The sequence below is a fragment of the Streptomyces sp. NPDC014676 genome (genome assembly GCF_043084105.1).
In the GTDB taxonomy this organism is placed as follows: domain Bacteria; phylum Actinomycetota; class Actinomycetes; order Streptomycetales; family Streptomycetaceae; genus Streptomyces.
The window spans coordinates 441,207-467,917 of record NZ_JBIBZI010000002.1 but is presented as its reverse complement, the minus strand read 5'-3'; the positions used below and the strand labels follow the sequence as shown (position 1 = coordinate 467,917).

At 71.9% G+C, this 26,711-nt stretch carries 24 protein-coding genes; 13 read left to right on the top strand and 11 right to left on the bottom strand.

Features of this window, described 5'->3' with window-relative positions; all coding sequences use genetic code 11:
• Positions 1-592 precede the first annotated feature (592 nt).
• Positions 593-2,365, bottom strand: a complete 1,773-nt coding sequence (locus ACF1DX_RS06560; RefSeq protein ID WP_391790106.1) for a biotin carboxylase N-terminal domain-containing protein — start codon at positions 2,363-2,365, stop codon at positions 593-595.
• Between the two features lie 379 nt (positions 2,366-2,744).
• Between ACF1DX_RS06560 and ACF1DX_RS06555 the strand changes: the two genes are divergently transcribed.
• Positions 2,745-3,224, top strand: a complete 480-nt coding sequence (locus ACF1DX_RS06555) for a hypothetical protein (RefSeq protein WP_391790105.1) — start codon at positions 2,745-2,747, stop codon at positions 3,222-3,224.
• On the opposite strand, the gene ACF1DX_RS06550 is transcribed toward ACF1DX_RS06555, so the two are convergent.
• The 4 genes from ACF1DX_RS06550 to ACF1DX_RS06535 all read right to left on the bottom strand — a co-directional run bounded on the left by ACF1DX_RS06550 (position 3,193) and on the right by ACF1DX_RS06535 (position 5,908).
• Positions 3,193-3,813, bottom strand: a complete 621-nt coding sequence (locus ACF1DX_RS06550) for a Maf family protein (RefSeq protein WP_391790104.1) — start codon at positions 3,811-3,813, stop codon at positions 3,193-3,195. The two genes, ACF1DX_RS06555 and ACF1DX_RS06550, sit on opposite strands and share 32 nt — an antisense overlap.
• Before the next feature lie 31 nt (positions 3,814-3,844).
• Entirely contained in the window at positions 3,845-3,973 is a 129-nt protein-coding gene (mmpB, locus tag ACF1DX_RS06545) for a morphogenic membrane protein MmpB (RefSeq protein WP_391790103.1), read from the bottom strand.
• A gap of 129 nt (positions 3,974-4,102) precedes the next feature.
• A complete protein-coding gene (locus ACF1DX_RS06540; RefSeq protein ID WP_391790102.1) occupies positions 4,103-4,309 on the bottom strand; it encodes an acyl-CoA carboxylase epsilon subunit in 207 nt (68 codons plus the stop codon).
• 9 nt (positions 4,310-4,318) lie between these two features.
• A complete protein-coding gene (locus tag ACF1DX_RS06535) occupies positions 4,319-5,908 on the bottom strand; it encodes an acyl-CoA carboxylase subunit beta (RefSeq protein ID WP_391790101.1) in 1,590 nt (529 codons plus the stop codon).
• Positions 5,909-6,124: 216 nt separating this feature from the next.
• Between ACF1DX_RS06535 and ACF1DX_RS06530 the strand changes: the two genes are divergently transcribed.
• Positions 6,125-7,009, top strand: a complete 885-nt coding sequence (locus ACF1DX_RS06530; protein ID WP_391790100.1) for a biotin--[acetyl-CoA-carboxylase] ligase — start codon at positions 6,125-6,127, stop codon at positions 7,007-7,009.
• A gap of 136 nt (positions 7,010-7,145) precedes the next feature.
• Positions 7,146-8,252 carry an adenylate/guanylate cyclase domain-containing protein gene (locus tag ACF1DX_RS06525; RefSeq protein ID WP_391790099.1) on the top strand — a complete coding sequence of 369 codons (1,107 nt, stop codon included), beginning with the start codon at positions 7,146-7,148 and terminating at the stop codon, positions 8,250-8,252.
• Here ACF1DX_RS06525 and ACF1DX_RS06520 read toward each other — a convergent pair.
• Positions 8,249-8,875 carry a hypothetical protein gene (locus ACF1DX_RS06520; RefSeq protein ID WP_391790098.1) on the bottom strand — a complete coding sequence of 209 codons (627 nt, stop codon included), beginning with the start codon at positions 8,873-8,875 and terminating at the stop codon, positions 8,249-8,251. The two genes, ACF1DX_RS06525 and ACF1DX_RS06520, sit on opposite strands and share 4 nt — an antisense overlap.
• 214 nt (positions 8,876-9,089) lie before the next feature.
• On the opposite strand from ACF1DX_RS06520, the gene ACF1DX_RS06515 reads away from it, so the two are divergent.
• The 3 genes from ACF1DX_RS06515 to hutH all read left to right on the top strand — a co-directional run bounded on the left by ACF1DX_RS06515 (position 9,090) and on the right by hutH (position 12,717).
• A complete protein-coding gene (locus ACF1DX_RS06515; RefSeq protein WP_391790097.1) occupies positions 9,090-9,890 on the top strand; it encodes an enoyl-CoA hydratase/isomerase family protein in 801 nt (266 codons plus the stop codon).
• Between the two features lie 64 nt (positions 9,891-9,954).
• Positions 9,955-11,103, top strand: coding sequence for a diguanylate cyclase domain-containing protein (locus ACF1DX_RS06510; protein ID WP_391790096.1), 1,149 nt, complete (start codon positions 9,955-9,957; stop codon positions 11,101-11,103).
• Between the two features lie 75 nt (positions 11,104-11,178).
• The gene (hutH, locus tag ACF1DX_RS06505) at positions 11,179-12,717 is read left to right on the top strand and encodes a histidine ammonia-lyase (protein WP_391790465.1); all 1,539 of its coding nucleotides are present in this window, start codon (positions 11,179-11,181) and stop codon (positions 12,715-12,717) included.
• Positions 12,718-12,763: 46 nt separating this feature from the next.
• Here hutH and ACF1DX_RS06500 read toward each other — a convergent pair whose 3' ends face one another.
• Positions 12,764-13,078: an LAETG motif-containing sortase-dependent surface protein gene (locus tag ACF1DX_RS06500; RefSeq protein ID WP_391790095.1), complete on the bottom strand. Its 315-nt coding sequence runs from the start codon at positions 13,076-13,078 to the stop codon at positions 12,764-12,766.
• A 109-nt stretch (positions 13,079-13,187) separates the two neighbouring features.
• Here ACF1DX_RS06500 and ACF1DX_RS06495 point away from each other — a divergent pair, with 109 nt between their 5' ends.
• From ACF1DX_RS06495 to ACF1DX_RS06475, 5 genes are all read left to right on the top strand, one after another.
• The gene (locus tag ACF1DX_RS06495; RefSeq protein ID WP_391790094.1) at positions 13,188-13,544 is read left to right on the top strand and encodes a hypothetical protein; all 357 of its coding nucleotides are present in this window, start codon (positions 13,188-13,190) and stop codon (positions 13,542-13,544) included.
• Between the two features lie 240 nt (positions 13,545-13,784).
• Positions 13,785-15,035, top strand: a complete 1,251-nt coding sequence (locus tag ACF1DX_RS06490) for an Ig-like domain-containing protein (protein WP_391790093.1) — start codon at positions 13,785-13,787, stop codon at positions 15,033-15,035.
• A 153-nt stretch (positions 15,036-15,188) separates the two neighbouring features.
• Positions 15,189-16,649 carry an ABC transporter permease gene (locus ACF1DX_RS06485; RefSeq protein ID WP_391790092.1) on the top strand — a complete coding sequence of 487 codons (1,461 nt, stop codon included), beginning with the start codon at positions 15,189-15,191 and terminating at the stop codon, positions 16,647-16,649.
• A gap of 80 nt (positions 16,650-16,729) precedes the next feature.
• A complete protein-coding gene (locus ACF1DX_RS06480; RefSeq protein ID WP_391790091.1) occupies positions 16,730-17,413 on the top strand; it encodes an ABC transporter ATP-binding protein in 684 nt (227 codons plus the stop codon).
• 282 nt (positions 17,414-17,695) lie between these two features.
• The gene (locus ACF1DX_RS06475) at positions 17,696-20,962 is read left to right on the top strand and encodes a S8 family serine peptidase (protein ID WP_391790464.1); all 3,267 of its coding nucleotides are present in this window, start codon (positions 17,696-17,698) and stop codon (positions 20,960-20,962) included.
• A gap of 351 nt (positions 20,963-21,313) precedes the next feature.
• On the opposite strand, the gene ACF1DX_RS06470 is transcribed toward ACF1DX_RS06475, so the two are convergent.
• Positions 21,314-22,231, bottom strand: a complete 918-nt coding sequence (locus tag ACF1DX_RS06470) for a helix-turn-helix transcriptional regulator (protein WP_391790090.1) — start codon at positions 22,229-22,231, stop codon at positions 21,314-21,316.
• Positions 22,232-22,405: 174 nt separating this feature from the next.
• Between ACF1DX_RS06470 and ACF1DX_RS06465 the strand changes: the two genes are divergently transcribed.
• Positions 22,406-23,449: an NAD(P)-dependent alcohol dehydrogenase gene (locus ACF1DX_RS06465; protein ID WP_391790089.1), complete on the top strand. Its 1,044-nt coding sequence runs from the start codon at positions 22,406-22,408 to the stop codon at positions 23,447-23,449.
• A gap of 42 nt (positions 23,450-23,491) precedes the next feature.
• Here the strand turns inward: ACF1DX_RS06465 and ACF1DX_RS06460 are convergent, their stop codons facing one another.
• The 3 genes from ACF1DX_RS06460 to ACF1DX_RS06450 form a co-directional block, all read right to left on the bottom strand.
• Positions 23,492-23,764, bottom strand: coding sequence for a hypothetical protein (locus ACF1DX_RS06460; protein WP_391790088.1), 273 nt, complete (start codon positions 23,762-23,764; stop codon positions 23,492-23,494).
• Positions 23,761-24,033, bottom strand: a complete 273-nt coding sequence (locus ACF1DX_RS06455) for a DUF6247 family protein (RefSeq protein WP_391790463.1) — start codon at positions 24,031-24,033, stop codon at positions 23,761-23,763. The genes ACF1DX_RS06460 and ACF1DX_RS06455 overlap by 4 nt, the downstream gene beginning before the upstream one ends.
• 255 nt (positions 24,034-24,288) lie before the next feature.
• Entirely contained in the window at positions 24,289-25,407 is a 1,119-nt protein-coding gene (locus ACF1DX_RS06450) for a hypothetical protein (protein WP_391790087.1), read from the bottom strand.
• A gap of 141 nt (positions 25,408-25,548) precedes the next feature.
• Between ACF1DX_RS06450 and ACF1DX_RS06445 the strand changes: the two genes are divergently transcribed.
• Positions 25,549-26,706: a cystathionine gamma-synthase gene (locus tag ACF1DX_RS06445; RefSeq protein WP_391790086.1), complete on the top strand. Its 1,158-nt coding sequence runs from the start codon at positions 25,549-25,551 to the stop codon at positions 26,704-26,706.
• Positions 26,707-26,711: the final 5 nt, after the last annotated feature.

The following is a 26,711-nucleotide window of genomic DNA, read 5'->3' as shown; positions in this document are numbered from 1 at the left end:
GGCTGCGTGGCCCGGCACGTGTTGCGGGGTGCCCCGGCGTGGGGGTGGGCCGGGGGTGGGGTTGCGCTGCCCGGCGCTTGCGGGGTGCCTCCCCCACTCTCGACTCCGCTCGAGCGGGGGACCCCCATGAGCGGGAGGTACCCCCACCGCCCACCCGTGCCGCCCTGGGGGTACCTCCCAGGCCCTTGAGGCACTGGGGGAGGCACGACTGCCCGCGGAGGGCGGGGGAAGCGGCGGTAGTCGCGTACGGCGGGGAGGGGACGGGCGGGGGTGGCCGCCCGCAGTGGCTGGCGCGTCCGCACCCCGACCTCACCGAGAAACGTGATCCGCGCCAGTCCGAGGACGGACACCCCCGACGCGGCCCCGCACCACCCACCGGCCGTGGGCGCTGCACACGCCCTCACCGAAGCCGCACAGGCGCCGCAGGCATCCCACCCACCGGACCGAAAGCCGCACCGCGGGCACAAGCCCCTCACCCCCACCGAGGCGAACAGCCGCAAGACCCGTACCCCGCCGGGGCGGACAGCGGCGCCGCGGGTGTAAGGCCCGTACCCCGCCGGGGCGGACAGCGGCGCCGCAAGCGGCAGATGCGTCAGTCCTTGATCTCGCAGATCGCCGCACCGGAGGTGACGGAGGCACCGACCTCCGCGCTCAGGCCCTTGATCGTGCCGGACCGGTGGGCGTTGATGGGCTGCTCCATTTTCATGGCCTCCAGGACGACGACCAGGTCGCCCTCCTGGACCTCCTGCCCCTCCTCCACGGCGAGCTTGACGATCGTGCCCTGCATCGGAGAGGCGAGGGTGTCGCCCGAGACCACCGGGCCCGACTTCTTCGCCGCGCGCCGCTTCGGCTTCGCGCCCGCCGCCAGCCCCGTACGGGCCAGGGACATGCCCAGCGAGGCCGGGAGCGAGACCTCCAGACGCTTGCCGCCGACCTCGACGACGACCGTCTCGCGGTCGACCTCCTCCTCCGCCCCCGCGTCGACCGCGGCGGTGAACGGCTTGATCTCGTTGACGAACTCCGTCTCGATCCACCGCGTGTGCACCGTGAACGGTTCGGCCGAACCGGTGAGCTCGGGCGCGAACGCCGCATCCCGCACCACCGCGCGGTGGAACGGGATGGCCGTGGCCATGCCCTCGACCTGGAACTCCTCCAGCGCACGGGAGGCCCGCTCCAGCGCCTCCTTGCGGGTGCGTCCGGTGACGATCAGCTTCGCCAGCAGCGAGTCCCACGCCGGCCCGATGACCGACCCCGACTCCACCCCCGCGTCCAGCCGCACACCCGGCCCCGACGGCGCGTCGAAACGGGTGACGGTGCCGGGCGCCGGCAGGAAGTTGCGCCCCGGGTCCTCACCGTTGATCCGGAACTCGAACGAGTGACCCCGCAGCACCGGGTCGCCGTACCCCAGCTCCTCCCCGTCCGCGATGCGGAACATCTCCCGCACCAGGTCGATGCCGGCGACCTCCTCGGTCACCGGGTGCTCCACCTGCAGACGCGTGTTCACCTCCAGGAAGGAGATCGTGCCGTCCAGGCCGACGAGGAACTCCACCGTGCCCGCGCCGACGTAGCCGGCCTCCTTCAGGATCGCCTTGGAGGCGGAGTACAGCTCCTCCATCTGGGCGTCCGACAGGAACGGCGCCGGCGCCTCCTCGACCAGCTTCTGGTGCCGCCGCTGCAGCGAGCAGTCACGGGTGGAGACCACGACCACGTTGCCGTACTTGTCGGCCAGGCACTGCGTCTCCACGTGCCGCGGCTTGTCCAGGTAGCGCTCGACGAAGCACTCCCCGCGGCCGAAGGCGGCGACCGCCTCGCGCACCGCGGAGTCGTACAGCTCCGGCACCTCCTCCAGCGTCCGCGCGACCTTCAGACCGCGCCCGCCGCCGCCGAAGGCGGCCTTGATGGCGATCGGCAGCCCGTGCTCCTCCGCGAAGGCGACGACCTCCTCGGCCCCGCTCACCGGATCGGGCGTACCCGCCACCAGCGGAGCGCCCGCGCGCTGCGCGATGTGCCGGGCCGCGACCTTGTCACCCAGGTCGCGGATGGCCTGCGGCGGCGGGCCGATCCAGATCAGATCCGCGTCCAGTACCGCCTGCGCGAACTCGGCGTTCTCGGAGAGGAAGCCGTAGCCCGGATGGATGGCGTCCGCGCCCGACTCACGCGCGGCCTTCAGCACCTTGTCGATGTCGAGGTAACTGGTGGCCGGAGTGTCACCGCCCAGGGCGAACGCCTCATCCGCGGCGCGGACATGCAGAGCGTCCCGGTCCGGGTCGGCATAGACGGCAACGCTCGCGATTCCGGCATCCCGGCAGGCCCGGGCCACGCGGACAGCGATTTCGCCACGGTTGGCGATGAGCACCTTGCGCACGATTGAGGCTCCCTCCTTGAAACAAGCCGAGTTTAGGGACTGCCGACACGGCACTTCGACCCGTCCCCACTGGTGAGCTTGCCCACACGGAGCGTGATACGAGGCTCGCTCGACCCGCGAAAGCCCTTGTCGCACCTCGGTACGCAGGACTCCTCCCGGAAACCCTAGCCGTCCTGTGTGGTCAAGGTCTCTGTGAGAGCGTGCTGCGGCCCACTCAGTTTCTTTGTGGAGTCCCTACGAATGGCCCAATGATTCTTTGCCCTCCGCAGGACCCTTGTACCGAGGTTTACCCGTTAGTAGCCTTCGCGTCGGCCCGAACATACTCGGGGTAACCGCAAGCGTGCTCGAAAGTGGGTGGGGGCCGGTGGTGCGCAGACCGGTGGCAGGGGTCGTGGCGCTCGTCCTGTTCGTGGAGGCGCTCGGCGTCGCGGCGCTGAACTGGATCCTGGCCTCCGTCGTCGACCGCCAGGACATGTCGCTGGCCGGGCTCGACCCGGACATGATGTCGACGTCCTCGAAGATCGGCGGCATCGTCTTCGGGCTCTACTTCGCGCTGTGCGGCCTGGTGGCCCTGCTCGTGGCCGTACGCGACCGGTCGCCCGCCGGGCTCGGCCGGGTGCTGCTGATCAGCGCGGCGGTGGTGCACGCACTGCTGGGCGCGGTCGCCTGGGGCCTGGTCGGCCCGCCCGCGTTCCTCTGCATGGTCGTCGTACTGGCGCTCATCGTGCTGCTGCTGATGACGTACGACGGCCGTCCGGAGCAGCCGGCCGCCGCCGGGTCCGGCGCCGCTCCCGAGGGCGGCGCCGGCGGTGGTGACGGCTCTCCGGTCACGCCTCCGGCCGCGCCCACAGCTCCGTGATGCCGACGCCGAGGTCGGCGAGGAGACGCCGGACCAGGGGCAGGCTGATGCCGATGACATTGCCGTGGTCGCCGTCGATGCCGTCGATGAACGGGGCCGAGCGGCCGTCCAGGGTGAACGCCCCGGCGACGTGGAGCGGTTCGCCGGAGGCCACGTAGGCGGCGATCTCCTCGTCGGTGGGATCGCCGAAGCGGACCACGGTGGAGGCGGTGGCGGAGACGTAACGGCCACTGACGGTGTCGTAGACGCAGTGGCCGGTCTGCAGCGTCCCCGCGCGGCCCCGCATGGACTTCCAGCGCGCGGTGGCCTCCTCGGGGTCCGCGGGCTTGCCGAGGGCCCGGCCGTCCAGTTCCAGGACCGAGTCGCAGCCGATCACCAGCGCGCCCTTGACCTCGGGCTTCGCGGCGACGACGGACGCCTTGGCCTCGGCCAGGGCGAGCGCCAGTTCGGCGGGGGTGGGGGCGGTGACGGCGTCCTCGTCGACCCCGCTGACGATCACCTCGGGATCCAGCCCGGCCTGGCGGAGCAGCCCGAGCCGGGCGGGGGACTGGGAGGCGAGCACGAGTCGGCGGCGCGGCTGATCTGTCATGCGGTCAGCGTATCGACGTGCTCCCGATGCCTCATCTCACGCCGATCACGAGCATGGCGAGCACCATGGCCAGCGCCACGAGAACGCCCAGCCGCCGCAGCATGTCCTGCGTGTTCCGCAGTTCTTCGGGCGGCTCGTTCTCGGGGTCGGACCACAGCATGTCACCAGCGTGGGGCCTGGCCGGCCGAGGTGCCTGAGTACGCGTACTCAAGTAGGGGCGCGGCATCGTCCCTCCGCGCGGTGGAGCCGCGGAGGGGCACGGCCCCGCGCCCCCGAGGCCGGCGGCGGCTCAGCTCGGCCAGTACGTGCGCGTCCACGACGCCGGGCCCGGACGCGGGACGCCGCGGGCCACGATCCGGGACGGGTCCGACCAGGAGTCGCGGGGGGTGGGCGCGCCGGGCGGCACGGCTGACGCCGCCGCGGCGCGCGCCCGGACCACCGCCAGTGCGGCGGCCAGCTCCTCCGGTGTGGGGTTGCCCCGTACGACCTTGATCACGTCGGCTCCTTACAGGGGGATGTTGCCGTGCTTCTTCGGGGGCAGGGATTCCCGCTTCGTACGCAGCTGACGCAGACCCCGGACGATGTGCCGGCGGGTGTCCGACGGCATGATCACCGCGTCGACGTAGCCGCGCTCGGCCGCGACGTAGGGGTTGAGGAGGGCGTCCTCGTACTCCCGCATCAGCCTCGCGCGGGTCTCCTCCGGGTCGTCCGACTCGGCGATGGTACGGCGGTGCAGGATGTTGACCGCGCCCTGTGCGCCCATCACGGCGATCTGGGCGGTGGGCCAGGCGAGGTTGAGGTCGGCGCCCAGGTGCTTGGAGCCCATGACGTCGTACGCGCCGCCGAACGCCTTGCGGGTGATGACCGTGATGAGGGGGACGGTGGCCTCGGCGTAGGCGAAGATCAGTTTGGCACCGCGGCGGATGATGCCGTCGTGCTCCTGGCCGACGCCGGGCAGGAAGCCGGGGACGTCCACGAAGGTGAGCACCGGGATGTTGAAGGCGTCGCAGGTGCGCACGAAGCGGGCCGCCTTCTCGGAGGCGGTGATGTCCAGGCAGCCGGCGAACTGCATCGGCTGGTTGGCGACGATGCCGACGGGCCGGCCCTCGACGCGGCCGTAGCCGGTGAGGATGTTCGGCGCGAACAGCGGCTGGGTCTCGAAGAACTCGGCGTCGTCGAGGACGTGCTCGATGACGGTGTGCATGTCGTAGGGCTGGTTCGCCGAGTCCGGGACGAGCGTGTCGAGTTCGCGGTCCTCGTCGGTGACCGTCAGGTCCGCCTCCTCCGGGAACGCCGGGGGGTCGGAGAGGTTGTTGGAGGGGAGGTAGGACAGGAGCTGCTTGACGTACTCGATCGCGTCCTTCTCGTCGCCGGCCATGTGGTGGGCCACGCCGGACGCGGTGTTGTGGGTGCGGGCGCCGCCGAGTTCCTCGAAGCCGACGTCCTCACCGGTGACCGTCTTGATGACGTCAGGACCGGTGATGAACATGTGGGACGTCTGGTCGACCATGACCGTGAAGTCGGTGATCGCGGGGGAGTAGACCGCGCCGCCCGCGCACGGGCCGACGACCAGGCTGATCTGCGGGATCACGCCGGAGGCGTGGGTGTTGCGGCGGAAGATCTCGCCGTACGCGCCCAGCGAGGCCACGCCCTCCTGGATGCGGGCGCCGCCGGAGTCGTTGATGCCGATCACCGGGCAGCCGGTCTTCAGCGCGAAGTCCATGACCTTGCAGATCTTCTGCCCGTACGTCTCGCCCAGCGCTCCGCCGAAGACGGTGAAGTCCTGGGAGAAGACGGCGACCGGGCGGCCGTCGACGGTGCCGTAGCCGGTGACGACGCCGTCGCCGTAGGGGCGGTTGGCGTCGAGGCCGAAGTGGGTGGAGCGGTGCCGGGCGAACTCGTCGAGTTCGACGAAGGACCCCTCGTCGAGCAGGAGGTCGATCCGCTCACGGGCCGTCAGCTTGCCCTTGGCGTGCTGCTTTTCCACGGCGCGTGCGGAGCCGGCGTGCGTCGCCTCTTCGATGCGACGCCTCAGATCCGCGAGCTTGCCCGCGGTCGTGTGAATGTCGGGCTGCTGCTCTTCCGGCTCGGACATCGGGATGCGGCTCCCTGCCTGCTCAAAAGGGGGGACGGTTACTCATCCGTAGCGTAGTAGGGGGTCTTCCGATCGGCAGTGCGGTGTTTCCCACACCGCTTTCCCCTTCACAGACCCGGGAAGGAGATCCTCGGAGAGCCGGCCGCGAGCCCCGGCTCCCGGGCCGGGATCCGTCCCCTGTGCGGGGCGGAGGGTGTCAAACCTAGTGTGGGTCGTATGACACCCCATGCTGAAGGTACGCCCGAAAGGCACAGTGAGCCGGGTCCGGGACGTTGGTCCGACCTCGGCCGCCCGCCGTTGAACGCCGTCGGTCTGCGCCGGGGGCTGGTGCGCGCGGGCGGATTGTGGACGCAGGTGGACGTGGTGCAGCGCACCGGTTCCACCAATTCCGACCTCGTGGCGCGGGCCGCCGAGGGGGCGCTGGAGGAGGGGGCCGTCCTCGTCGCGGAGGAGCAGACCGCCGCGCGCGGGCGTCTCGACCGGCGGTGGACGGCGCCGGCCCGGTCGGGTCTGTTCTTCTCCGTGCTGTTGCGGCCCGCCGAGGTGCCGGTGGCCCGGTGGGGGTGGCTGCCGCTGCTCACGGGGGTGGCGGTGGCGACCGGGCTGTCGCGGGCCGCGGGCGTCGACACGGCGTTGAAGTGGCCCAACGATCTGCTGGTCACGGTGGGGGGAGAGGAGCGCAAGGCCGGGGGGATCCTGGCGGAGCGGGCCGGTGACGACGGGGTGGTGATCGGCGTCGGGATCAATGTGAGCCTCCGGGACGACGAGCTGCCGGTGCCGACGGCGGGGTCGCTGGCGTTGGCGGGGGCGGTGAGCACGGATCGGGATCCGTTGCTGCGGGGGGTGCTGCGGTCGCTGGAGGACTGGTACGGGCGGTGGCGTGCGGTGGGGGGTGACCCGGGGGAGAGCGGCCTGCAGGAGACGTACGCGGCGGGGTGCGCGACGCTGGGGCGGGTGGTGCGGGCGGAGCTGCCGGGGGACCGGGAGCTGGTGGGGGAGGCGGTCGCGGTGGACGGCGACGGGCGGCTGGTGCTGGCCACGGGGGAGGGCGTGCAGGAACCGGTGGGCGCGGGCGACATCATCCACGTGCGCGCGAGGTGAGGCCACGGCTTCGGTGGGGGTTGGCGCGACCCCACGACCTCACCCCATGGCCCAACCGAACGGAGTGAGCTGGCGCACACCTGCCGTAGAGTTGAGCCCGGTCGATACCTGGCCATGGCAGATCGGAAGGGCACGCGTGACCGTCGACGACTCGGGTTCCACGGACGGGCAGGGCGCCGGCGAGGATCCGCTTGCCCTGCGTCTCGAACAGCTCATCCTGGGCGCCGAGCGCCGTTACACACCGTTTCAGGCGGCCCGTAGCGCCGGCGTCACCATGGAGCTGGCCACCCGCTTCTGGCGGGCGATGGGTTTCGCCGACGTGGGCCAGGCCAAGGCCCTCACCGAGGCGGACGTACTCGCCCTGCGCCGGCTCGCCGGTCTGGTGGAGGCGGGCCTGCTGAGCGAGGCCATGGCGGTCCAGGTGGCACGGTCCACCGGACAGACCACCGCCCGGCTGGCCGAGTGGCAGATCGACTCCTTCCTGGAGGGGCTGACCGAGCCGCCCGAGCCGGGCATGACCCGTACCGAGGTGACGTATCCGATCGTCGAGCTGCTCCTGCCCGAACTGGAGGAGTTCCTCGTCTACGTCTGGCGGCGGCAGCTCGCCGCGTCGGCCGGGCGGGTCGTGCAGGGCGCCGACGACGAGGAGATGGTCGACCGGCGGCTCGCCGTCGCCTTCGCGGACCTCGTGGGGTTCACCCGGCTGACCCGGCGGATGGAGGAGGAGGAGCTCGGCGAGCTCGTCGAGGCCTTCGAGACCACCGCCGCCGATCTGGTCGCCGCGCGGGGCGGCCGGCTCATCAAGACGCTGGGCGACGAGGTGCTCTACGCCGCCGACGACGCCGGTGTCGCCGCGGACATCGCGATGCGGCTGATCGAGACCATGGCGAACGACGAGACCATGCCGGAGCTGCGGGTCGGCATGGCGTTCGGCACGGTGACCACCCGGATGGGTGATGTGTTCGGTACGACCGTGAACCTGGCCTCCCGGCTCACGTCCATAGCCCCGCGCGATGCCGTGCTCGTCGACAGCGCCTTCGCCGAGGAGCTGATCCGTACCGGTGACGCGCCCGCCTCCGAGGCGGCGGCGGCCGAGGCGGTGGCCGCGGCGGAGAAGGAGGGCGAGGAACCGCCGGGCTACCGGTTCGCGCTCCAGCCCATGTGGCAGCGGCCCGTGCGAGGTCTGGGCGTGGTGGAGCCCTGGCTGCTCACGCGCCGGAACGGGGATTCCGCCACCCCTTAACCCGGGCCGCCGCCCACACAGATCCCGATGACCGGTACGCACAGGCCGGGACGGGGGCTCGGGGCGGGATCGTCCGGCTGGGGTGGCGCCGGGTCGTGGGGGGCCGGTGGGGGCGGTCCCGGAGCGTCGCGTGGGGGCTGCCGGGGTGTGGGGGAGTGTGGTCGGCGGGTTGTCGGGCGCGTGGCGGTGGGAGTGGTCGTTGTGTCCGGGGCGGTCGTCCGGGCCGGGGACGGCCGCTCGGATGCCGTGAGCGGGGCCGGGTTCTTGCCGCCCAGGGCCGTGGGGGAGGACGGGCTCGCCTCGGGGACGGGGGCGGCGGTCCCGGGTGCGGCCGGGGAACCGGTGGGTGTGCCGGCGTCCGTGTGGGGGACGGGCCGGGGGCTTGTCTCCGTGCCGATGCCGGTGTGAGGGGCGGGGCGGGGGCCCGCCTCCGTGCCGATGCCCGTGCCGATGTCCGTGCCGCCGCCCTGGGTGGTGGCCAGGCGGACCAGGGTCACGGCGCTCGCGGCCACGGCCAGGCTTCCCGCGGCCAGGAGGACCTTGCGGGGACGGGGCTTGCGGTGGCGGCCCCGGAGGCGGGAGGCGCCCGCCGGTGGTTCATCGGTGGGTGCTGTCGGTGTCATCGCGATTCCCTCCCCTGCGTGCGCGCCCCCGCGCGCCGCGGTGTGCGCACGCTATGCACTCCCGTGCGGGGGCGGGTCGCAGTCGGAGGGATGTCACTCGAACGGGTGGTCGGGGGGTGACAAGGGAACCGGGCGTGCGCCCTTTTCCCCGGCGGGTGCGGGCTGCGATGATCGGGACGAGCGAAAGTTAACCCGCGTTAACCGGAGGGTGTCGATGAGTGAGGAACGGTTCGGGGAGTTCGTGCTGGTGCGTCGGCACGAGCGGGGGCATGTCGCGGAGCTCGTCCTCGACCGCCCGGGGGCCATGAACGCCGTGTCGACCGGGATGGCCCGCTCCGTCGCCGGTGCCTGTGCGGCACTGGGGGAGGACCGGAGCGTACGGGTGGTGGTGCTGAGCTCCTCGCACGAGCGGGCGTTCTGTGTGGGGGCCGATCTGAAGGAGCGCAATTCCTTCAGTGACGCCGATCTGGTGCGTCAGCGGCCCGTGGCGCGCGGGGCGTACACCGGGGTGCTCGAGCTGCCCGTGCCGACGGTGGCGGCGGTGCACGGGTACGCGCTCGGCGGCGGGTTCGAGCTGGCCCTGTCGTGTGACGTGATCGTCGCCGACCGTACGGCGGTCGTGGGGCTGCCCGAGGTGTCGGTCGGGGTGATTCCGGGCGGGGGCGGTACGCAATTGCTGCCGAGGCGGGTGGGGGCGGCCAGAGCCGCCGAGCTGATCTTCACGGCACGGCGGGTGGAGGCCGCCGAGGCCCGGGAGCTGGGGCTGGTCGACGAGCTGGTGGAAGAAGGGCGGGACCGGGAGGAGGCGCTCGCCCTGGCGTCCCGGATCGCCGGGAACTCGCCGGTGGGACTGCGGGCGGCCAAGCGGGCGCTGCGGCTCGGGCACGGGCTGGATCTGCCCGCCGGGCTGGAGGTCGAGGACGCCGCCTGGCGGTCGGTGGCGTTCTCGGGGGACCGGGCGGAAGGGGTCGCCGCCTTCAACGAGAAGCGCAGGCCGGAGTGGCCCGGGGAGTAGCGGAGCTCCCTTCACCCACTTCCTTGATGTCCCGGTTGGTGGCGAATCTCCCTAATCTGGGGTCATGGGTGAGGAGAGCCGGCTGGCGGCCGTGGTGGCGCTGGCCCAGGGCATGGCCGCCGCGCACGGTTCGCGGGACGCCTGGCGGGCCGCGGCCGGCGGGGCCTGCCGGGCGCTGGGCGGGAGCTTCGCCGCCCTGTCGGTGTGGGAGCGGGAGCTCGGGCGGCTGCGGGTCCTGGTGAACGTCGGAGAGCTGGCCGAGGACGAGGAGGAGTTCCCGGAGGACGAGTCCTACCCGGTGCATCAGTTCGCCGAGATCACCGAGTTCCTGCACGAGCGGTGGGCGGGGGGTGGTGAGCCCGACGCGTGGGTGGAGACCGCCGAGGGGCCCTCGGCGGGGCGCGCCGGGTACTGCCACCAGCGGGTGGCCGCGCTCAGGCGGCGGGGGCGCGGGTGCTGTGTGGTCGCGCCGATCGTGCTGCACGGGCGGGCCTGGGGCGAGCTGTATGTGGCCCGGCCGGCCGGTGTGCCCGTCTTCGGGCGGGGCGACGCCGACTTCGCGACGGTCCTGGCCGCCGTCGTGGCCGCCGGGCTGGCGCAGACCGAGCGGCTGGAGGAGGCCCGGCGGCTGGCGTACACGGACTCGCTGACCGGGCTGGCCAACCGGCGTGCCGTGGACGCGCGGCTCGACGAGGCCGTGGAGCGGCACCGGCGCGACGGGGCCGTGGTCAGCCTCGTGGTGTGCGATCTGAACGGGCTGAAGCGGGTCAACGACACGCTGGGGCACGCCGTGGGGGACCGGCTCCTTGAGCGGTTCGGGACCGTGCTGTCGCTGTGCGGGGCCATGCTGCCGGGGGCCCTGGCGGCTCGGCTCGGCGGGGACGAGTTCTGTCTGCTGGCGGTGGGGCCGCCGGCCGACGAGGTCGTCAAGGCGGCCGACGAGGTGTGCCGGCGGGCCGTGGAGCTGGGGATCGGGGACGGGGTCGCCTGCGGGGTGGCGTCCACCGAGGATCCCGTCGGGCCGGTGCACTCCGCCCGGCGGCTGTTCCGGCTGGCCGACGCGGCGCAGTACCGGGCCAAGGCCGAGCGCGCCGCGCATCCCGTCGTGGCCGGACGGGAGGGGCCGGACGATCCCGTCGTACGGCTGGCGGACGAGCCGTCGCGGGCGGTGGACGGGGAGCGGCGCCGGTTCCGGGGGCGGCATTCGCCGTAGCGCCTCGGTAAGGGGTGACAGCGGTTTCCAGGGGTGACATCGCTGAATTCAGTGCGTACGCTCCTGAATATGAGTATGCACACTGTGGTGGTGGGGACGTCCGGGACGACCGCGTCCGACGTGCTCGCCGTGGCGCGCGGCGGCGCCCGCGTCGAACTGTCCGCGGAGGCGGTGGCCGCCCTCACCGCGTCCCGCGAGATCGTGGACGCCCTGGCCGCCAAACCGGACCCCGTGTACGGGGTGAGCACCGGCTTCGGCGCCCTGGCGACCCGGCACATCAGCCCCGAGCTCCGTGCTCAGCTGCAGCGCAACATCGTCCGCTCGCACGCCGCCGGCATGGGGCCGCGCGTGGAGCGGGAGGTCGTGCGGGCGCTGATGTTCCTGCGGCTGAAGACCGTCTGCTCCGGACGCACCGGTGTCCGGCCCGAGGTCGCGCGGACGATGGCCGACGTGCTGAACGCGGGGATCACCCCGGTCGTGCACGAGTACGGCTCCCTCGGCTGCTCCGGCGACCTCGCCCCGCTGTCCCACTGCGCCCTCACGCTGATGGGCGAGGGGGAGGCGGAGGGCCCCGACGGCAGCGTGCGGCCGGCCGGTGAACTGCTCGCCGAGCACGGCATCCAGCCCGTCGAACTGCGCGAGAAGGAAGGGCTCGCCCTTCTCAACGGCACCGACGGCATGCTCGGCATGCTGGTCATGGCCCTCGCCGACCTGGACCTCCTGTACAAGTCCGCCGACGTCACGGCCGCCCTGAGCCTGGAGGCGCTGCTCGGCACCGACAAGGTGCTCGCCCCCGAGCTGCACGCCATCCGCCCGCACCCCGGCCAGGCCGCCAGCGCCGCCAACATGCTCGCCGTACTCGAGGGTTCGGGACTGACGGGACATCACCAGGACGACGCGCCCCGCGTCCAGGACGCCTACTCGGTGCGCTGCGCCCCGCAGGTCGCCGGCGCCGGCCGGGACACCCTGGCGCACGCCCGGCTGGTCGCCGAGCGCGAACTCGCGGCCGCCGTCGACAACCCCGTGGTGCTGCCCGACGGGCGGGTGGAGTCCAACGGCAACTTCCACGGGGCGCCGGTCGCCTACGTACTGGACTTCCTCGCCATCGCCGTCGCCGACCTCGCCTCCATCGCCGAGCGCCGCACCGACCGGCTGCTGGACAAGAACCGCAGCCACGGGCTGCCGCCCTTCCTCGCCGACGACCCCGGCGTGGACTCCGGACTGATGATCGCCCAGTACACGCAGGCCGCCCTGGTCAGCGAGCTGAAGCGGCTCGCCGTACCGGCGTCGGCGGACTCCATCCCGTCCTCCGCGATGCAGGAGGACCACGTCTCCATGGGCTGGTCGGCGGCGCGCAAACTGCGGACGGCCGTCGACAACCTCACCCGGGTCGTCGCCGTCGAGCTGTACGCCGCCACCCGGGCCGTGGAACTGCGCGAGGGGCTGACCCCGGCGCCGGCCACGCGGGCGGTCGTCACGGCCCTGCGGGAGGCGGGCGTGGGCGGACCCGGCGCGGACCGCTACCTCGCTCCCGACCTCGCGGCGGCGGACGCGTTCGTGCGGGACGGGCGGCTGGTCGCGGCCGTGGAGACGGTCACCGGCCCGCTGAGCTGAAGCGTCCGGGGCCCGGCGGCCGTTGTGCCGGGCCCCTGCGGGGACGTCACAGACCCAGGCGTTCCCGGCGCACCGAGTAGACGACGAAACCGGCGCCGAGGGCGAGGCAGGCCGTGCCGCCGGCGATGTACGGGGTGCTGTCGAAGCTGCCGGTGTCCGCGAGACGGACGTCCTCGCCGGTGCCGTCGACGGACGTCGACACGACTCTCGCCTGCTGCGTGACCTGCGGAGACGGACTCGCCGAGACCGTGTCGGCCACCGGTGTGTTCGAAGTCGCGTTCGCGGACGGGACGAACCACAGGGCACACAGCAGGGTGCCCGCGGCGGTGGCGGTCAGCAACGGACGGAGCGCGGAAGACACGGAATATCGATCCCCTTGTGGCGCTGGCGAATTGGCCGTGTGGGCAGATGTTAGTGAAAGTCGCGGGTCACAGGAAAGTCACGGGCGCCCGGGGCCGTACGCTCCGGACATGAGCACCCCAGAGACATCACGGTTTGTACGGCTCCGCGTGGAACTCGTCCTCGAGATCGACGACGAGGAGGCGGTGACCGGAGCCGCGCTGAACAGGATCGCGGACGACGAAGGCATTCCGGACGAGGAACGGGCACACGCCGAGAGCGCTGTGACGGAGGACACCGCGGAGGCCCTCGCCCAGCTCGTCGACCCGTTCGCCCTGCTCGGCGAAGTGCCGGGCGTGGAGCTGCTCCAGGCCTCCTGGAGCGGAGAGGAGATCGACTACGACCCCGACTCGCCGGAGTGGGACCTCGACGAGGACGATGACGACGAGCCCTACGACGACGAGGACGGGGCGGGACGGGCCGGCTGAGGCGTTTTGGGGAAATCGTGACCCCGGACGGCAACCGCCACCGGGGTCCTGACGTCTCAAGCGGCGGAGCACCGACCGGAAACCCTCACCGTCCGCCCTGTGGACGTGGCGAGCCCCACACCCGCGGACCGTGGGGAACGGGAGCACCCGGTCGTAGCGTTGAAGATTGTGGACGAGCTTCCTTGTCTTCGCGACGAGGCCTCGTGGGGTTGGGATTCGGCAACGATGGAGAAGCGTGTGATGACGGACGGTAAGCGGCGCAGGGGTCTGGCGGCCGCGTCCGCTCTGCTCGGCGGAGTACTGGTGCTCTCGGCGTGTTCCGGCGGCGACGACGGTGCCTCGGGCGACGGCGACAAGGGCGGCTCACAGGCCCAGGTCGACGAGGCGGCGGCGAAGAAGTCCTCCGAGGCGCAGATCAAGATCACGCCCAAGGACGGCTCCAACAACGCCTCCATCAACAACTCCGCCACCGTGACCGTGGCCAAGGGCACGCTCACCGAGGTGAAGATGACCACCGCCGACGGCACCGCCGTCGCCGGTGAGATATCCGCCGACAAGAAGAGCTGGAAGCCCAGCGCCCAGCTCGAGCGCGCCACCACCTACAAGCTGTCGGCCACCGCCGAGGACGCCGCGGGCCTCGCCGCCCACGAGAACGCCTCGTTCACCACGGTCGCCCCGGACAACAGCTTCATCGGCACCTTCACCCCGGACGACGGCGCCACCGTCGGCGTCGGCATGCCGGTGTCGATCAACTTCGACAAGGCGATCACCAACAAGGCCGAGGTGCAGAAGGGCGTCACCGTCACCAGCAGCAGCGGCCAGGAGGTCGTCTGCCACTGGTTCAACGCCAACCGCATGGACTGCCGGCCCGACGAGTACTGGCAGGAGAACTCCACCGTCACGCTGAAGCTGGCGCTCGACGGTGTCGAGGGCGCCGAGGGCGTCGTCGGCGTCCAGCAGAAGACGGTCACCTTCAAGATCGGCCGCAACCAGGTGACGTACGTCGACGCCAAGACCAAGCAGATGAAGGTCACGCAGGACGGCAAGACCGTCCGCACCATCCCGATCTCCGCCGGGGCGCCCGAGAACAAGACGTACGAGGGCCAGATGGTGATCTCCGAGAAGTTCAAGGAGACCCGGATGAACGGCGCGACGGTCGGCTTCACCGACGACGACGGCAAGGGCGAGTACGACATCAAGGACGTGCCGCACGCCATGCGTCTGAGCACCTCCGGCACCTTCGTCCACGGCAACTACTGGGGCGACAAGTCCATCTTCGGCAGCGTCAACACCAGCCACGGCTGCGTGGGCCTGTCCGACACCAAGGGCGCGAACGACCCGAGCACGCCGGGCGCCTGGTTCTACGACAACTCGATCATCGGTGACGTGGTCGTCGTCCAGAACACCGGCGACAAGACCATCGCCCCGGACAACGGCCTCAACGGCTGGAACATGAGCTGGGAGCAGTGGAAGGCGGGCTCGGCGGTCTGACGCCGGCCGCGCACGCGCGGCGCTCCACCCCACCACCCGGCCGATGCCGCCGTCCGCCCCTCACGGGGAGCGGGCGGCGGCATCGGTCTTCTTCTCATGGGGCTCTTATGGAGCGCTTACCGCTTCATCACCCGCCGTCCCTAGCTTGCCGCCATGTTCTTCACCTACCTGAGGCGCGAACTGCGCCGCCGCAGAAAGGCGGCCCTCGTCGTCGCCTCCGGGCTCGCGCTCGGCATCGCGCTGGTCATCGTGGTCGACTCCGTCTCCTCCGGCATGGGCAAGGCGCAGGAGAAGGTCCTGCAGTCCCTGTACGGACTCGGCACGGACATGACGGTCACCAAGGCCGCGGAGGCCCAGACCACCGGCGAACGCCCCCGGTTCCGGTTCGACGCCCAGGCCGACGGCTCCGGCGAGGAGCAGAGCAGCGACCGCGTCATGGTGCAGGGCTTCCAGACCCTGGCGAGCTCCACCGTGACCAAGGTCGGCGAACAGGACGGCGTCGCCGACGCGGTGGGCGGACTCAGCCTCCAGGTCATGAAGGTGAGCGGCGAGTTCACCCGGGGTCAGTTCCAGCAGGACGGCCAGGGCGCCGAGGGCGGCCAGGGCGGCGGTCCCGGTGGCGGCCAGTCCTCCCCTGAGGGCCGGGTCGAGGGCGGCGGCGCCGACTTCGACGTCAACAGCTACTCCGTCTACGGCACCGACGTCACCGAGCCCGCCCTCGGCCCGCTGACCTCCTCCGAGATCACCGACGGACGCACCTTCAAGACGACCGAGACCAATGCCGAGGTCGCCGTCGCCGACTCCGCCTACGCCAAGGAGAAGGAGCTCGAGACCGGTGACACCGTCACCGTCAAGGGCACCGAGTACAAGATCATCGGCATCGCCACCGCCACCAGCGGGGACGCCGCGGCCAACCTCTACCTGCCGCTGAAGCAGGCACAGACCCTCGCCGACGCCAAGGACAAGGTCACCACGATCTACGTCCAGGCGACCGACTCCCAGCAGATCGACAGCGTCAAGTCCGGGATCCAGAAGAACATTTCCGGTACGACCGTCACGACCTCCGCCGACCTCGCGGACACCGTCTCCGGCTCCCTGTCCACCGCTTCCTCGCTCGCCGCCGGCGTCGGCAAGTGGCTGTCGATCGTGGTCCTCGTGGCCGCGTTCCTCGTCGCCGGTCTGCTCACCTCCTCCGCCGTCTCCCGCCGGGTGCGCGAGTTCGGCACCCTGAAGGCGCTGGGCTGGAAGTCCGGCCGGGTGACCCGGCAGGTGGTCGGTGAGTCCATGGTCCAGGGCCTGATCGGCGGCGCCCTCGGCATCGCGCTCGGCCTGGCGGGCGCGTACGCCGTCACCGCCGTCAGCCCCACCCTGCAGGCCCAGCTCGGCGGCGGCAGCGGTGGCGGCGCGGGCGGACCCGGTGGCGGCGGCATGGGCGGCCCCGGACGGCAGAGTGCCGCCAGGACCCTCGACGTCGCGCTCACCGCACCGGTCAGCCTCACCACCCTCGCCCTCGCGGTCGGCCTCGCCGTGGCCGGCGGTCTCGTCGCCGGGGCCTTCGGCGGCTGGCGCGCCTCCCGGCTGCGGCCGGCCGACGCGCTCCGCCGCGTCGAGTAGCACCCGCCCGGCACCGGCAACCGGGGCCCGCCCGCAGCGGACGGGCCCCCCACCCCCGTACGCGATCCAGGAGCAGAACCATGTACGAACTCAGCGGCGTCACCCGGCGCTACACGCGCGGCAAGGAGACCGTCCACGCCCTCGACGGAATCGACCTGACCATCCCCGACGGCGACCGGCTCGTCATCCAGGGCCCCACCGGCGGCGGCAAGTCCACGCTGCTGCAGATGCTCGGCGGCCTCGACCGGCCCACCTCCGGCGAGATCGTCCTCGACGGCACCGACCTGGCCAAGCTGCCCGAGGCCCGGCTCACCCGGGTCCGCAGCGAGAACATCGGCTTCGTCTTCCAGTCGTTCAACCTGATCCCCACGCTCACCGCGCAGGAGAACGTCGAGACCGCGCTCGTCCCGCTCGGCGTGAAGGCCAAGGAGCGCCGGGAGAAGGCCGCCGAGGCACTGGCGTCGGTCGGTCTGGGCGAGCGGCTGGGCCATCTGCCCGGCGAGATGTCCGGCGGTCAGCAGCAGCGCGTGGCCATCGCGCGGGCGCTGGTGAAGGAGCCGAAGGTGCTGCTCGCCGACGAACCCACCGGAAACCTCGACGAGTCGACGCGCGACGAGATCATGGACGTACTCATCCGCATGTGGAAGGAGCTGGGGCTGACCTTCGTCATGGTCACCCACGACTCGGCCATCGCGAAGGCGGCCCCGCGCCTGGCGACGATCCGCAAGGGGCGGATCACCGTGAGGGAGAACCCGAAGGCCTGACCGGAAGGGCGTCAACCACGCGGTTGTGTAACGGAGTTCCGGCGGTGGCGTTACAGTCACCCGGCGACTTCCGCACCCTTTCCGGCTTTCCTTGAGACGCTTGATCACCCCTCGGCATACTGCGAGATCCGGGGGGTGCGCACATGCGTACGAGACCACCCCCGGCCGGGTGGCATCGAGTCCACCCGGCGATCCCGCTAGGGGGGAACCTTGCGCAGACAAGTGAAGAGAGCGTGCGCGGCCACGGTCGCCACGGCGACCGCCGTGGCGCTCGCGGCGGGCATGGCCGGCCCGGCGTCGGCGAACGGGGAGCGCACGACCGCCGCCGCCTCCTCGACGGAGACGTCCGCGGTGAAGGCCAAGCACCGGATCACGCTGATCACCGGTGACCGGGTCGCCGTGGACGCCAAGGGCCGCGTGGTCGGCCTGGAGCGGGCCGAGGGCCGGGAGCACATACCCGTGCAGGTCCGTCGCACCGACGGCCACACCCTGGTGCTGCCGGCCGACGCCGCCCGGCTGATCGCGAGCGGCAGGCTGGACCAGCGGCTGTTCGACGTCACCGAGCTGAACAAGGCCACGACCCGCGGCTCCCAGCAGCGGGGCCTGAAGGTCATCGTCGGCTACAAGGGCGGCGCCCGGACCGCCAAGGCCGACGTCCGTGACGCGGGCACGGTCCGCCGGACCCTGAAGTCCCTGAACGCGGACGCGGTACAGACCCCGCACGAGGACACGCCCGAACTGTGGGACGCCGTCACCGACGGCGACCGCACCGCCTCCGGCATCGCCCACGTCTGGCTCGACGGGGTCCGCAAGGCCTCCCTCGACACGTCGGTGGCGCAGATCGGCACCCCGAAGGCCTGGGCGGCCGGCTACGACGGCAAGGGCGTGAAGATCGCCGTCCTCGACACCGGCGTCGACGCCACCCACCCGGACCTCAAGGGCCAGGTGACCGAGTCCAAGAACTTCACCTCCGCGGCCACCGCCGGCGACAAGGTCGGCCACGGCACCCACGTCGCCTCCATCGCGGCCGGCACGGGCGCCCAGTCCAAGGGCAAGTACAAGGGCGTCGCGCCCGGCGCGAAGATCCTCAACGGCAAGGTCCTCGACGACGCCGGTTTCGGCGACGACTCCGGCATCCTCGCCGGCATGGAGTGGGCGGCCGCGCAGGGCGCCGACGTCGTCAACATGAGCCTGGGCGGCATGGACACCGCCGAGGTCGACCCGCTGGAAGCGGCCGTCAACAAGCTCTCCGCCGAGAAGGGCGTCCTGTTCGCCATCGCGGCCGGCAACGAGGGCCCGCAGTCGATCGGTTCGCCCGGCAGCGCGGACGCCGCCCTCACCGTCGGCGCCGTCGACGACAAGGACGCGCTCGCCGACTTCTCCTCCACCGGCCCGCGCGTCGGCGACGGCGCCATCAAGCCGGACGTCACCGCTCCCGGCGTCGACATCACGGCCGCCTCGGCGGAGGGCAACGCCATCGCCGAGGAGGTCGGCGAGACGCCGGCCGGGTACATGACCATCTCCGGTACGTCGATGGCGACCCCGCACGTCGCGGGCGCGGCGGCGATCCTCAAGCAGCAGCACCCCGAGTGGACCTACACGGAGCTGAAGGGCGCGCTCACCGGCTCCACCAAGGGCGGCACGTACACGCCGTTCGAGCAGGGTTCGGGCCGCGTCCAGGTCGACAAGGCCATCAAGCAGACCGTGATCGCCGACCCGGTGTCGCTGAACTTCGGCGTCCAGCAGTGGCCGCACACCGACGACAAGCCGGTCACCAAGACGCTCACCTACCGCAACCTCGGCACGACGGACGTCACGCTGAAGCTGACGTCGACGGCGACCGGCCCCCAGGGCAAGGCGGCCCCGGCCGGCTTCTTCAAGCTCGGTGCCACCACGGTCACCGTCCCGGCGGGCGGCACGGCCTCCGTGGACGCGACCGTCGACACCAGGCTGGGCGGCACGCTCGACGGCGCCTACTCCGCGTACGTGGTCGCGACGGGCGACGGGCAGACCGTGCGCACGGCCGCCGCGGTGCAGCGCGAGGTCGAGTCGTACGACGTGACGCTGAAGTTCCTCGACCGCGCGGGCAAGCCGGCCGCCAACTACGTCGCCAACCTCGCCGGCGTCTCCGGCCTGGCCACCGACCGGTGGTACCAGCCCTACGAGGCCGACGGCACCGTCACCGTCCGCGTACCCAAGGGCGGTTACGTCCTGGACACCGGCATTTACGTCAACCCCGACCCCGCCTCGGAGAAGTACGAGGGCGCCGACTGGCTCGCCCAGCCGAAGCTGAACGTCACCAAGAACACGACGATCACCCTGGACGCCCGCAAGGCCAAGCCGGTGAGGATCACCGTGCCGGACAAGGGAGTCAAGCAGGAGTTCGCCTCCGCCGACTACACCGTCGAGACCGACGACTCCGCCTACCGCTTCGGCTGGTGGCTGGACTCGTACGACAACTTCCGCTCCGCCCACCTCGGCCCGCAGATCACCGACGGCTCGCTGAGCCAGCAGTGGGACGCCCACTTCAGCAAGGGCGCCAAGGAGCAGTACAGCACCGTCACCGGCGCCAAGGTGAAGAACCTCGCCACCGGCTACACCCGGAACTACAAGGCCGGCGAGTTCGCCACGGTGAAGGTCGGCATGGGCGCCGCGGCGAGCGGCAAGAAGGGCGTCGTCAGCCCCTTCGGCACGTTGCCCGGGAGCAGCGGCGCCTCCTCGTTCGGCAACCCGCAGAGCCTGCCCGGCACCCGCACGCTGCACCTGTCCACCGTGGCCGGGGTGAAGTGGGACCTCGACTTCGAGCAGCAGGGCGGGGCCGACGCCGAGGGCTGGCCGGCCCTGGACGCCGGTTACGTCATCGGTTACGCGAAGGGCTACAAGGGCGGCAAGACGTACCAGGAGACCGTGAACACGGCCGTCTTCGGGCCGCGCCTCACCTCCGACTACGGCGTCTTCCGTGACGGCAACAGCATCTCCGGGCTGGTCCCGCTGTTCGCGGACGGCAAGGGCCACGCCGGATCCTCGGTGTTCACGTCGGTCACCACCAGCCTCTACCGCGACGGCAAGAAGGTCGGCACGCACGACGACCCGCTGTTCGGCGAGAAGGAGTTCAAGGTCCCGTCCGCGGACGCCTCCTACAGGCTGACCACCTCGGTCAAGCGCAGCGCCAAGGTCGCCGCCGCCTCCACGCGGATCGACGCGAGCTGGACCTTCCGCTCCAAGAAGACCGCCGAGCTGAAGCAGCTGCCCGTCTCCACGGCCCGCTTCCAGGCGGCCACCGGACTGGACAGCAAGGTGACGGCCGGCAAGAAGGCCACGTTCCCGGTCACCGTCGAGGGCGCCGCCCAGGGCAAGAACCTCAAGTCCCTGTCGGTGTACGTGTCCTACGACTACGGCAAGACCTGGAAGAAGACCACGGTCACGAAGGGGAAGATCACCGTCAAGAACCCGGCGAAGGGGAAGGCCGTCTCCTTCCGCGCCAAGATCGCCGACAAGAAGGGCAACACGTCGACGATCTCGGTCTACAACGCGTACTACGGCAAGTAGTCCGTGAGCGGACGGCCCGCCGGAGGACTTCCCTTCCGGCGGGCCGTTCCGTGTTCTCCGGGGCCGGGGTGGACGCCCGCTCCGGCGGAGCGGGGCGAAGGGGAGGCGAAGGGGGGCGCGTCGCCTCCGTGGCGCCGGGCCCCGGCTGCCGGTGGTGCGGAGGCCGGTGCGGGAGGATCCGGGCGTCGAGGGCTGAGAGCCGCCACCCACCCCGGGAAGCCGTGGCCGCCCGCCCCGGGAAGCCGCGGTGATCCCGGACCCGGGGAGCCGTGGCCGCCCGTCCCGGGAAGTCGCGGTGATCCCGGACCCGGGGAGCCGTGGCCGTCCGCCTCAGGGGTCGTGGCGTCCGCCTCAGGGAGCCGTGGCGTCCGCCCCGGCCCGCCGGGCGTCCGTGCCCCAGCTGCACAGCAGCCTCAGGGCCTCCGCCGACGGCGAACCCGGCTCCGCGAAGTACGTGACCAGCGACTGCCCGGTGTCGTCACCGGCCGGACGGAACGACTCCCACAGCAGCGTCAGCTCACCGGCCAGCGGATGCCGGACGCGCTTGACGCCGTGGCTCTTCTCCTTGACGTCGTGCGCCGCCCACAGCCTGCGGAACTCCTCGCTCTTCACGGACAACTCGCCCACCAGCGAGGAAAGCTGCGGGTCGTCCGGGTGGTAACCCGCGTCCATGCGGAGATAGGCGACCATGTCGTACGCCTTCTGCTCCCACTCCACGAACAGTTCGCGGTAGTCCGGGTTCAGGAACACCAGCCGCGCCCAGTTCCGCTCCTGCGCCGGAAGCCGCCCCCAGTCCCCGAAGACCGCCGCCGCCATCCGGTTCCAGGCGAGGATCTCCGAGCGCCGGCCCACCACGTACGCCGGAACCGCGTCCATCGACTCCAGCAGATGCCGCAGCGCGGGGCGGGCCTGCTGGGCGCGGGCCGTCGGCTTCCGCTTCTGCCGCTTCGGCTTCGCCAGATGCGTGAGGTGGGACCGCTCGGCGTCGGTGAGGCGCAGGGCGCGCGCGATCGAGTCCAGCACCTCCGCCGACACGTTCTGCCCGTTGCCCTGCTCCAGGCGCGTGTAGTACGCCACGGACACCCCGGCGAGCTGGGCCAGCTCCTCGCGGCGCAGGCCCGGCACCCGGCGGTGCCGTCCGAAGTCCGGCAGGCCCACGTCCTCCGGCTTCAGCCGGGCCCGCCGGGTGCGCAGGAACTCGCTGAGTTCCGCCCGTGGGTCGAGGCCGCCGCTCGCGGGGCCGGCCGGGTGGGTGTGCCGTTCGTCCATGACTCCAGTATTCCCGGTCGTACGCACACCATCCTGTCCCCGTCAGTGGTACGCACAGCCAACGTAGGCAGAACCGTGGTCTGGGTAAGCCGGGGACGTCGTCGCAGGCTGGAGGCCGTGTCCGGCCGGACAGAAGGCAGCCGGGCGCACGACCTCACGAGGAGAGCACCCGGCATGACCACTGTTGCCGCATACGCCGTACCCGCCGCCAAGGCTCCGCTGGAGCGGACGACCGTCGAGCGGCGCGCGGTCGGCGAGCACGACGTCCTGATCGACATCAAGTTCGCGGGCATCTGCCACTCCGACATCCACCAGGCCCATGAGGGCTGGGGCGAGGCGATCTTCCCGATGGTCCCCGGCCACGAGATCGCCGGCGTGGTGTCCGAGGTCGGCCCCGGCGTCACCCGGTACCGGGTGGGTGACCGCGTGGGCGTCGGCTGCATGGTCGACTCCTGCCGGGAGTGCGACAACTGCAGGGCCGGCCGGGAGCAGTACTGCACCGGCAGCGGCACGGTCGGCACGTACAACGCCGTGGACAGGAACGGCGAGCCCACCTACGGCGGCTACTCGGAGAAGATCGTCGTCGACGAGAACTACGTCGTCCGCATCCCCGACGGGCTGGCCCTCGACGTCGCCGCGCCCCTGCTGTGCGCCGGCATCACCCTGTACTCCCCGCTGAAGCGCTGGGGCGCCGGCCCCGGCAAGAAGGTCGCGGTCCTCGGCATGGGCGGCCTCGGCCACATGGGCGTCAAGATCGCGCACGCGCTGGGCGCCGAGGTGACGGTGCTGTCGCAGTCCCTGCGCAAGAAGGACGACGGCCTCAAGCTGGGCGCCGACCACTACCACGCCACCAGCGACCCGAAGACCTTCGAGGAGCTGCGGGGCACCTTCGACCTGATCGTGTCGACGGTGTCGGCCCCGCTGGACTTCAACGCCTACCTGTCCCTGCTGAAGACGGAGGGCACGCTGGCGAACGTGGGCGCTCCCGAGGAGCCGGTCGCCCTCAACCTCTTCTCGCTGATCGGGGGCGGCAAGACCCTCGCCGGTTCGATGATCGGCGGCATCGCCGAGACCCAGGAGATGCTGGACTTCTGCGCCGCGCACGGCATCGGCGCGGAGATCGAACTGATCGGCGCGGCCGAGATCAACGAGGCGTACGAGCGCGTCCTGAACAGCGACGTCCGCTACCGCTTCGTGATCGACACGGCGACGATCTGACGCCTGGCGCGCCCCCTCGTCGCCGACGAAGGGGCGCTCCGGTCACAGTGCCTCGAACGGGGGCACGATCCGGACGACGACGATGAGCGGCTCACGGGGCGCCACCAGGAAGGAGAACCAGCCGCCGGCCGCGTCCATGCGGCGCAGGCCGCCCGGTCGGGGGCCGTTGCCGATGTCGCTGACGTCGACACCCGTACCGGCCAGGTCGACGAGCTGGCCGGCGAGGCGCTCCACCTCCGCCACGACATGAGAGGGAATGCCGCCCGCCACGTGGTCGTGATCGGGGTCGTACTCCCAGCGCCGGCCCGCGCTCACCGGGTCGGGAGGCCGACGGCCGTGTGGGCCTCGTCCAGGATCCGGCCGATCTCGCGGGCGGCCTGCCGCGCCTGGTCGGCGTCGCCCGACTCGGCCGTGTCCTCCCAGTGACGGAAATCCGCCGCCAGGCCGGGGCGGCGCTGGATGTGCACGAAGACGGCCCACTGGGCGATGAACCGCTGGAGCGGAGCCAGATCCGAGCCCTGCCGGGACTGGTCGGCCGCCTGGTCCAGCTCCCGGGTGAACGCCGGCAGCGCGGCGGGCGCGATCTGCCTGACGGCCTGTCACAGTGCGGCCACCGTGGCCGGTGGCTGGGGGATGAGCGGTTGCCCGGCGGCGGAGGTGGTGGTCATTGCTGCTCCCACGGGCGCGATTCCGATCCCACGCGTCAGCGGAATGGGCACGTGTGCCTTCCCACCGCTCGAACGAGTGAGGGCGACGTGATACCGAGGGTCCCGATGACCGGCGGCCACCGGGACCCGGGATCGGGCCTCTGCTCCAGGCCGGGATCCGTACCGCGACGGTCAGTGCGGGAGTGTCGCCGGGCTGCCGCCGTTCGCCTCGTAGCCGGCCACCGCCAGGGCGCGGTAGACGGCGAACTCGGCGGCCGGGTCGGGGGAGAGGGTCCAGGGGAGGGCGCCCACGTGGCCGTCGACGTGTATGAGCTGGCTCATGGCCTCCGCCCAGCGCTCGCCGCGCACCAGGAAGAAGACCAGCAGGTGCCGTACGTGTGCCGACATCGGGTCGTCGGGGCGGGCCGAGTGCACCGCGTGCAGCGCGCCGTGCACCGCCTTGGTGACGGTCTCGCTCTGGTAGAAACCGGCGACCAGGTTCACCTCGGGCAGGTGCTCGAACACCGCGAAGAGCGGCATGGCGGCGAGGAGGGACCCCTGGGGCGCCCGCGCCGCCGCGGCCTCCGCGAACGCGTACGCCTGCCGCCGCGAGCCGTGCCACTTCTCGCACCAGTAGTGCAGCGCGGCCAGGTGCGCCCCCATGTGGGCCGGGGCGCGGTCCAGGATCTTCAGCCAGAGCTGCTCGAAGTCCTGCTGCGAGTAACCGAGCCCCCGCGCCACCGACAGCTCCACGATGTACGGGACCGGGTCACCGGGAGCCAGCAGCGCCGCCTCGCCGCACGCCGCCTTCGCCTCCTCCATGATGATCCGGAACTCGTCCGTCCCGGGCGCCGCCGTACGCCACGCCTGCTGCACCAGGAACTCGGCGTGCACCGCGGCTCCCCCGGCGTCCTTGGGCATCTCGGTCCGCCACACCCGCAGCCACTGCCCGCCCGGCGCCTCGCTCACCCCGCCGGGCCGCTGCTTCAGCTCCAGCGAGGCCGCGCCCGCGAACGCCTGGACGCGCTGCCAGCGCGACTCGCCCTCCGCGTCCGTGCCGGCCAGCAGCTGCTGCGCCGCGCGGTAGTCCTGGGTGCGCTGCACCAGGTCCAGGACGTCCAGCAGGTCCTGGTCGGGGCCGGGCATGCGGACGTCCAGCTCCTCCTCGCGGGCGAAGCCGTAGTCCGCCGGGTCCGCCGCGTCCGGGTGGCCGGCGGGGACCTGCGTGATCGCCCCGCGCCCGCGCCTTATGAACGGCACCACCACGAAGCCGAGCATGACGAGCGCGATCAGGACCCAGAGAATCTCCATGTCACCAGCGAACCAGACCACGCCGACAATTGGCCAACCCGGTACCGGACCCTGTGGAAAACCCCGGCATCCGCCCCCGCCGCCCGCCCCGCCCGCTCCGCGTCCGTCATCCGCACCGTACGCGCACTACCCTCGGTGCCCATGAGCGACAGGCACATCAGTCAGCACTTCGAGACACTCGCGATCCACGCGGGCAACACCGCCGACCCCCTGACGGGCGCGGTCGTCCCGCCGATCTACCAGGTCTCCACCTACAAGCAGGACGGCGTCGGCGGCCTGCGCGGCGGCTACGAGTACAGCCGCAGCGCCAATCCGACCAGGACCGCGCTGGAGGAGAACCTCGCCGCCCTGGAGGGCGGCCGCCGCGGCCTCGCGTTCGCGTCCGGACTGGCGGCCGAGGACTGCCTGTTGCGTACGCTGCTCAGCCCCGGCGACCACGTGGTGATCCCGAACGACGCGTACGGCGGCACGTTCCGCCTCTTTGCCAAGGTCGTCGCCCGCTGGGGCGTGGAGTGGTCGGTGGCCGACACCAGTGACCCGGCCGCCGTGCGGGCCGCCCTCACCCCGAAGACCAAGGCCGTCTGGGTGGAGACCCCCTCCAACCCGCTGCTCGGCATCACCGACATCGCCGCCGTGGCCCAGGTCGCCCGGGACGCGGGCGCCCGGCTCGTCGTCGACAACACCTTCGCCACGCCGTACCTCCAGCAGCCGCTCGCGCTCGGCGCGGACGTCGTCGTGCACTCCCTGACCAAGTACATGGGCGGCCACTCCGACGTCGTCGGCGGCGCCCTGATCACCGGCGACGCGGAACTGGGCGAGGAGCTCGCCTACCACCAGAACGCGATGGGCGCGGTCGCCGGCCCCTTCGACTCCTGGCTGGTGCTGCGCGGCACCAAGACGCTCTCGGTCCGCATGGACCGGCACAGCGAGAACGCGACGAAGGTCGCCGACATGCTCAGCCGCCACGCGCGCGTGACGAGCGTCCTGTACCCGGGGCTGCCCGACCACCCCGGTCACGAGGTCGCCGCCAAGCAGATGCGCGCCTTCGGCGGCATGATCTCCTTCCGCGTGGAGGGCGGCGAGGAGGCGGCCGTCGAGGTCTGCGACCGGGCCCGGGTGTTCACGCTCGGCGAGTCCCTGGGCGGCGTCGAGTCGCTGATCGAGCACCCCGGGCGGATGACGCACGCGTCCGCGGCCGGTTCCGCGCTCGAGGTCCCCGCCGACCTGGTGCGCCTCTCCGTGGGCATCGAGAACGTCGACGACCTGCTCGAAGACCTCCAGCAGGCGCTCGGCCGGTAGGACCC

Bases quoted from the DNA above. Each gene is read 5' to 3' on its own strand.
- ACF1DX_RS06550 (WP_391790104.1), bottom strand. From the start codon at position 3,813: ATGACAGATCAGCCGCGCCGCCGACTCGTGCTCGCCTCCCAGTCCCCC.
- mmpB (WP_391790103.1), bottom strand. From the start codon at position 3,973: ATGCTGTGGTCCGACCCCGAGAACGAGCCGCCCGAAGAACTGCGGAAC.
- ACF1DX_RS06535 (WP_391790101.1), bottom strand. From the start codon at position 5,908: ATGTCCGAGCCGGAAGAGCAGCAGCCCGACATTCACACGACCGCGGGC.
- ACF1DX_RS06530 (WP_391790100.1), top strand. From the start codon at position 6,125: ATGACACCCCATGCTGAAGGTACGCCCGAAAGGCACAGTGAGCCGGGT.
- ACF1DX_RS06520 (WP_391790098.1), bottom strand. From the start codon at position 8,875: ATGACACCGACAGCACCCACCGATGAACCACCGGCGGGCGCCTCCCGC.
- ACF1DX_RS06515 (WP_391790097.1), top strand. From the start codon at position 9,090: ATGAGTGAGGAACGGTTCGGGGAGTTCGTGCTGGTGCGTCGGCACGAG.
- ACF1DX_RS06510 (WP_391790096.1), top strand. From the start codon at position 9,955: ATGGGTGAGGAGAGCCGGCTGGCGGCCGTGGTGGCGCTGGCCCAGGGC.
- hutH (WP_391790465.1), top strand. From the start codon at position 11,179: ATGCACACTGTGGTGGTGGGGACGTCCGGGACGACCGCGTCCGACGTG.
- ACF1DX_RS06495 (WP_391790094.1), top strand. From the start codon at position 13,188: ATGAGCACCCCAGAGACATCACGGTTTGTACGGCTCCGCGTGGAACTC.
- ACF1DX_RS06490 (WP_391790093.1), top strand. From the start codon at position 13,785: ATGACGGACGGTAAGCGGCGCAGGGGTCTGGCGGCCGCGTCCGCTCTG.
- ACF1DX_RS06485 (WP_391790092.1), top strand. From the start codon at position 15,189: ATGTTCTTCACCTACCTGAGGCGCGAACTGCGCCGCCGCAGAAAGGCG.
- ACF1DX_RS06480 (WP_391790091.1), top strand. From the start codon at position 16,730: ATGTACGAACTCAGCGGCGTCACCCGGCGCTACACGCGCGGCAAGGAG.
- ACF1DX_RS06475 (WP_391790464.1), top strand. From the start codon at position 17,696: ATGGCCGGCCCGGCGTCGGCGAACGGGGAGCGCACGACCGCCGCCGCC.
- ACF1DX_RS06470 (WP_391790090.1), bottom strand. From the start codon at position 22,231: ATGGACGAACGGCACACCCACCCGGCCGGCCCCGCGAGCGGCGGCCTC.
- ACF1DX_RS06465 (WP_391790089.1), top strand. From the start codon at position 22,406: ATGACCACTGTTGCCGCATACGCCGTACCCGCCGCCAAGGCTCCGCTG.
- ACF1DX_RS06450 (WP_391790087.1), bottom strand. From the start codon at position 25,407: ATGGAGATTCTCTGGGTCCTGATCGCGCTCGTCATGCTCGGCTTCGTG.
- ACF1DX_RS06445 (WP_391790086.1), top strand. From the start codon at position 25,549: ATGAGCGACAGGCACATCAGTCAGCACTTCGAGACACTCGCGATCCAC.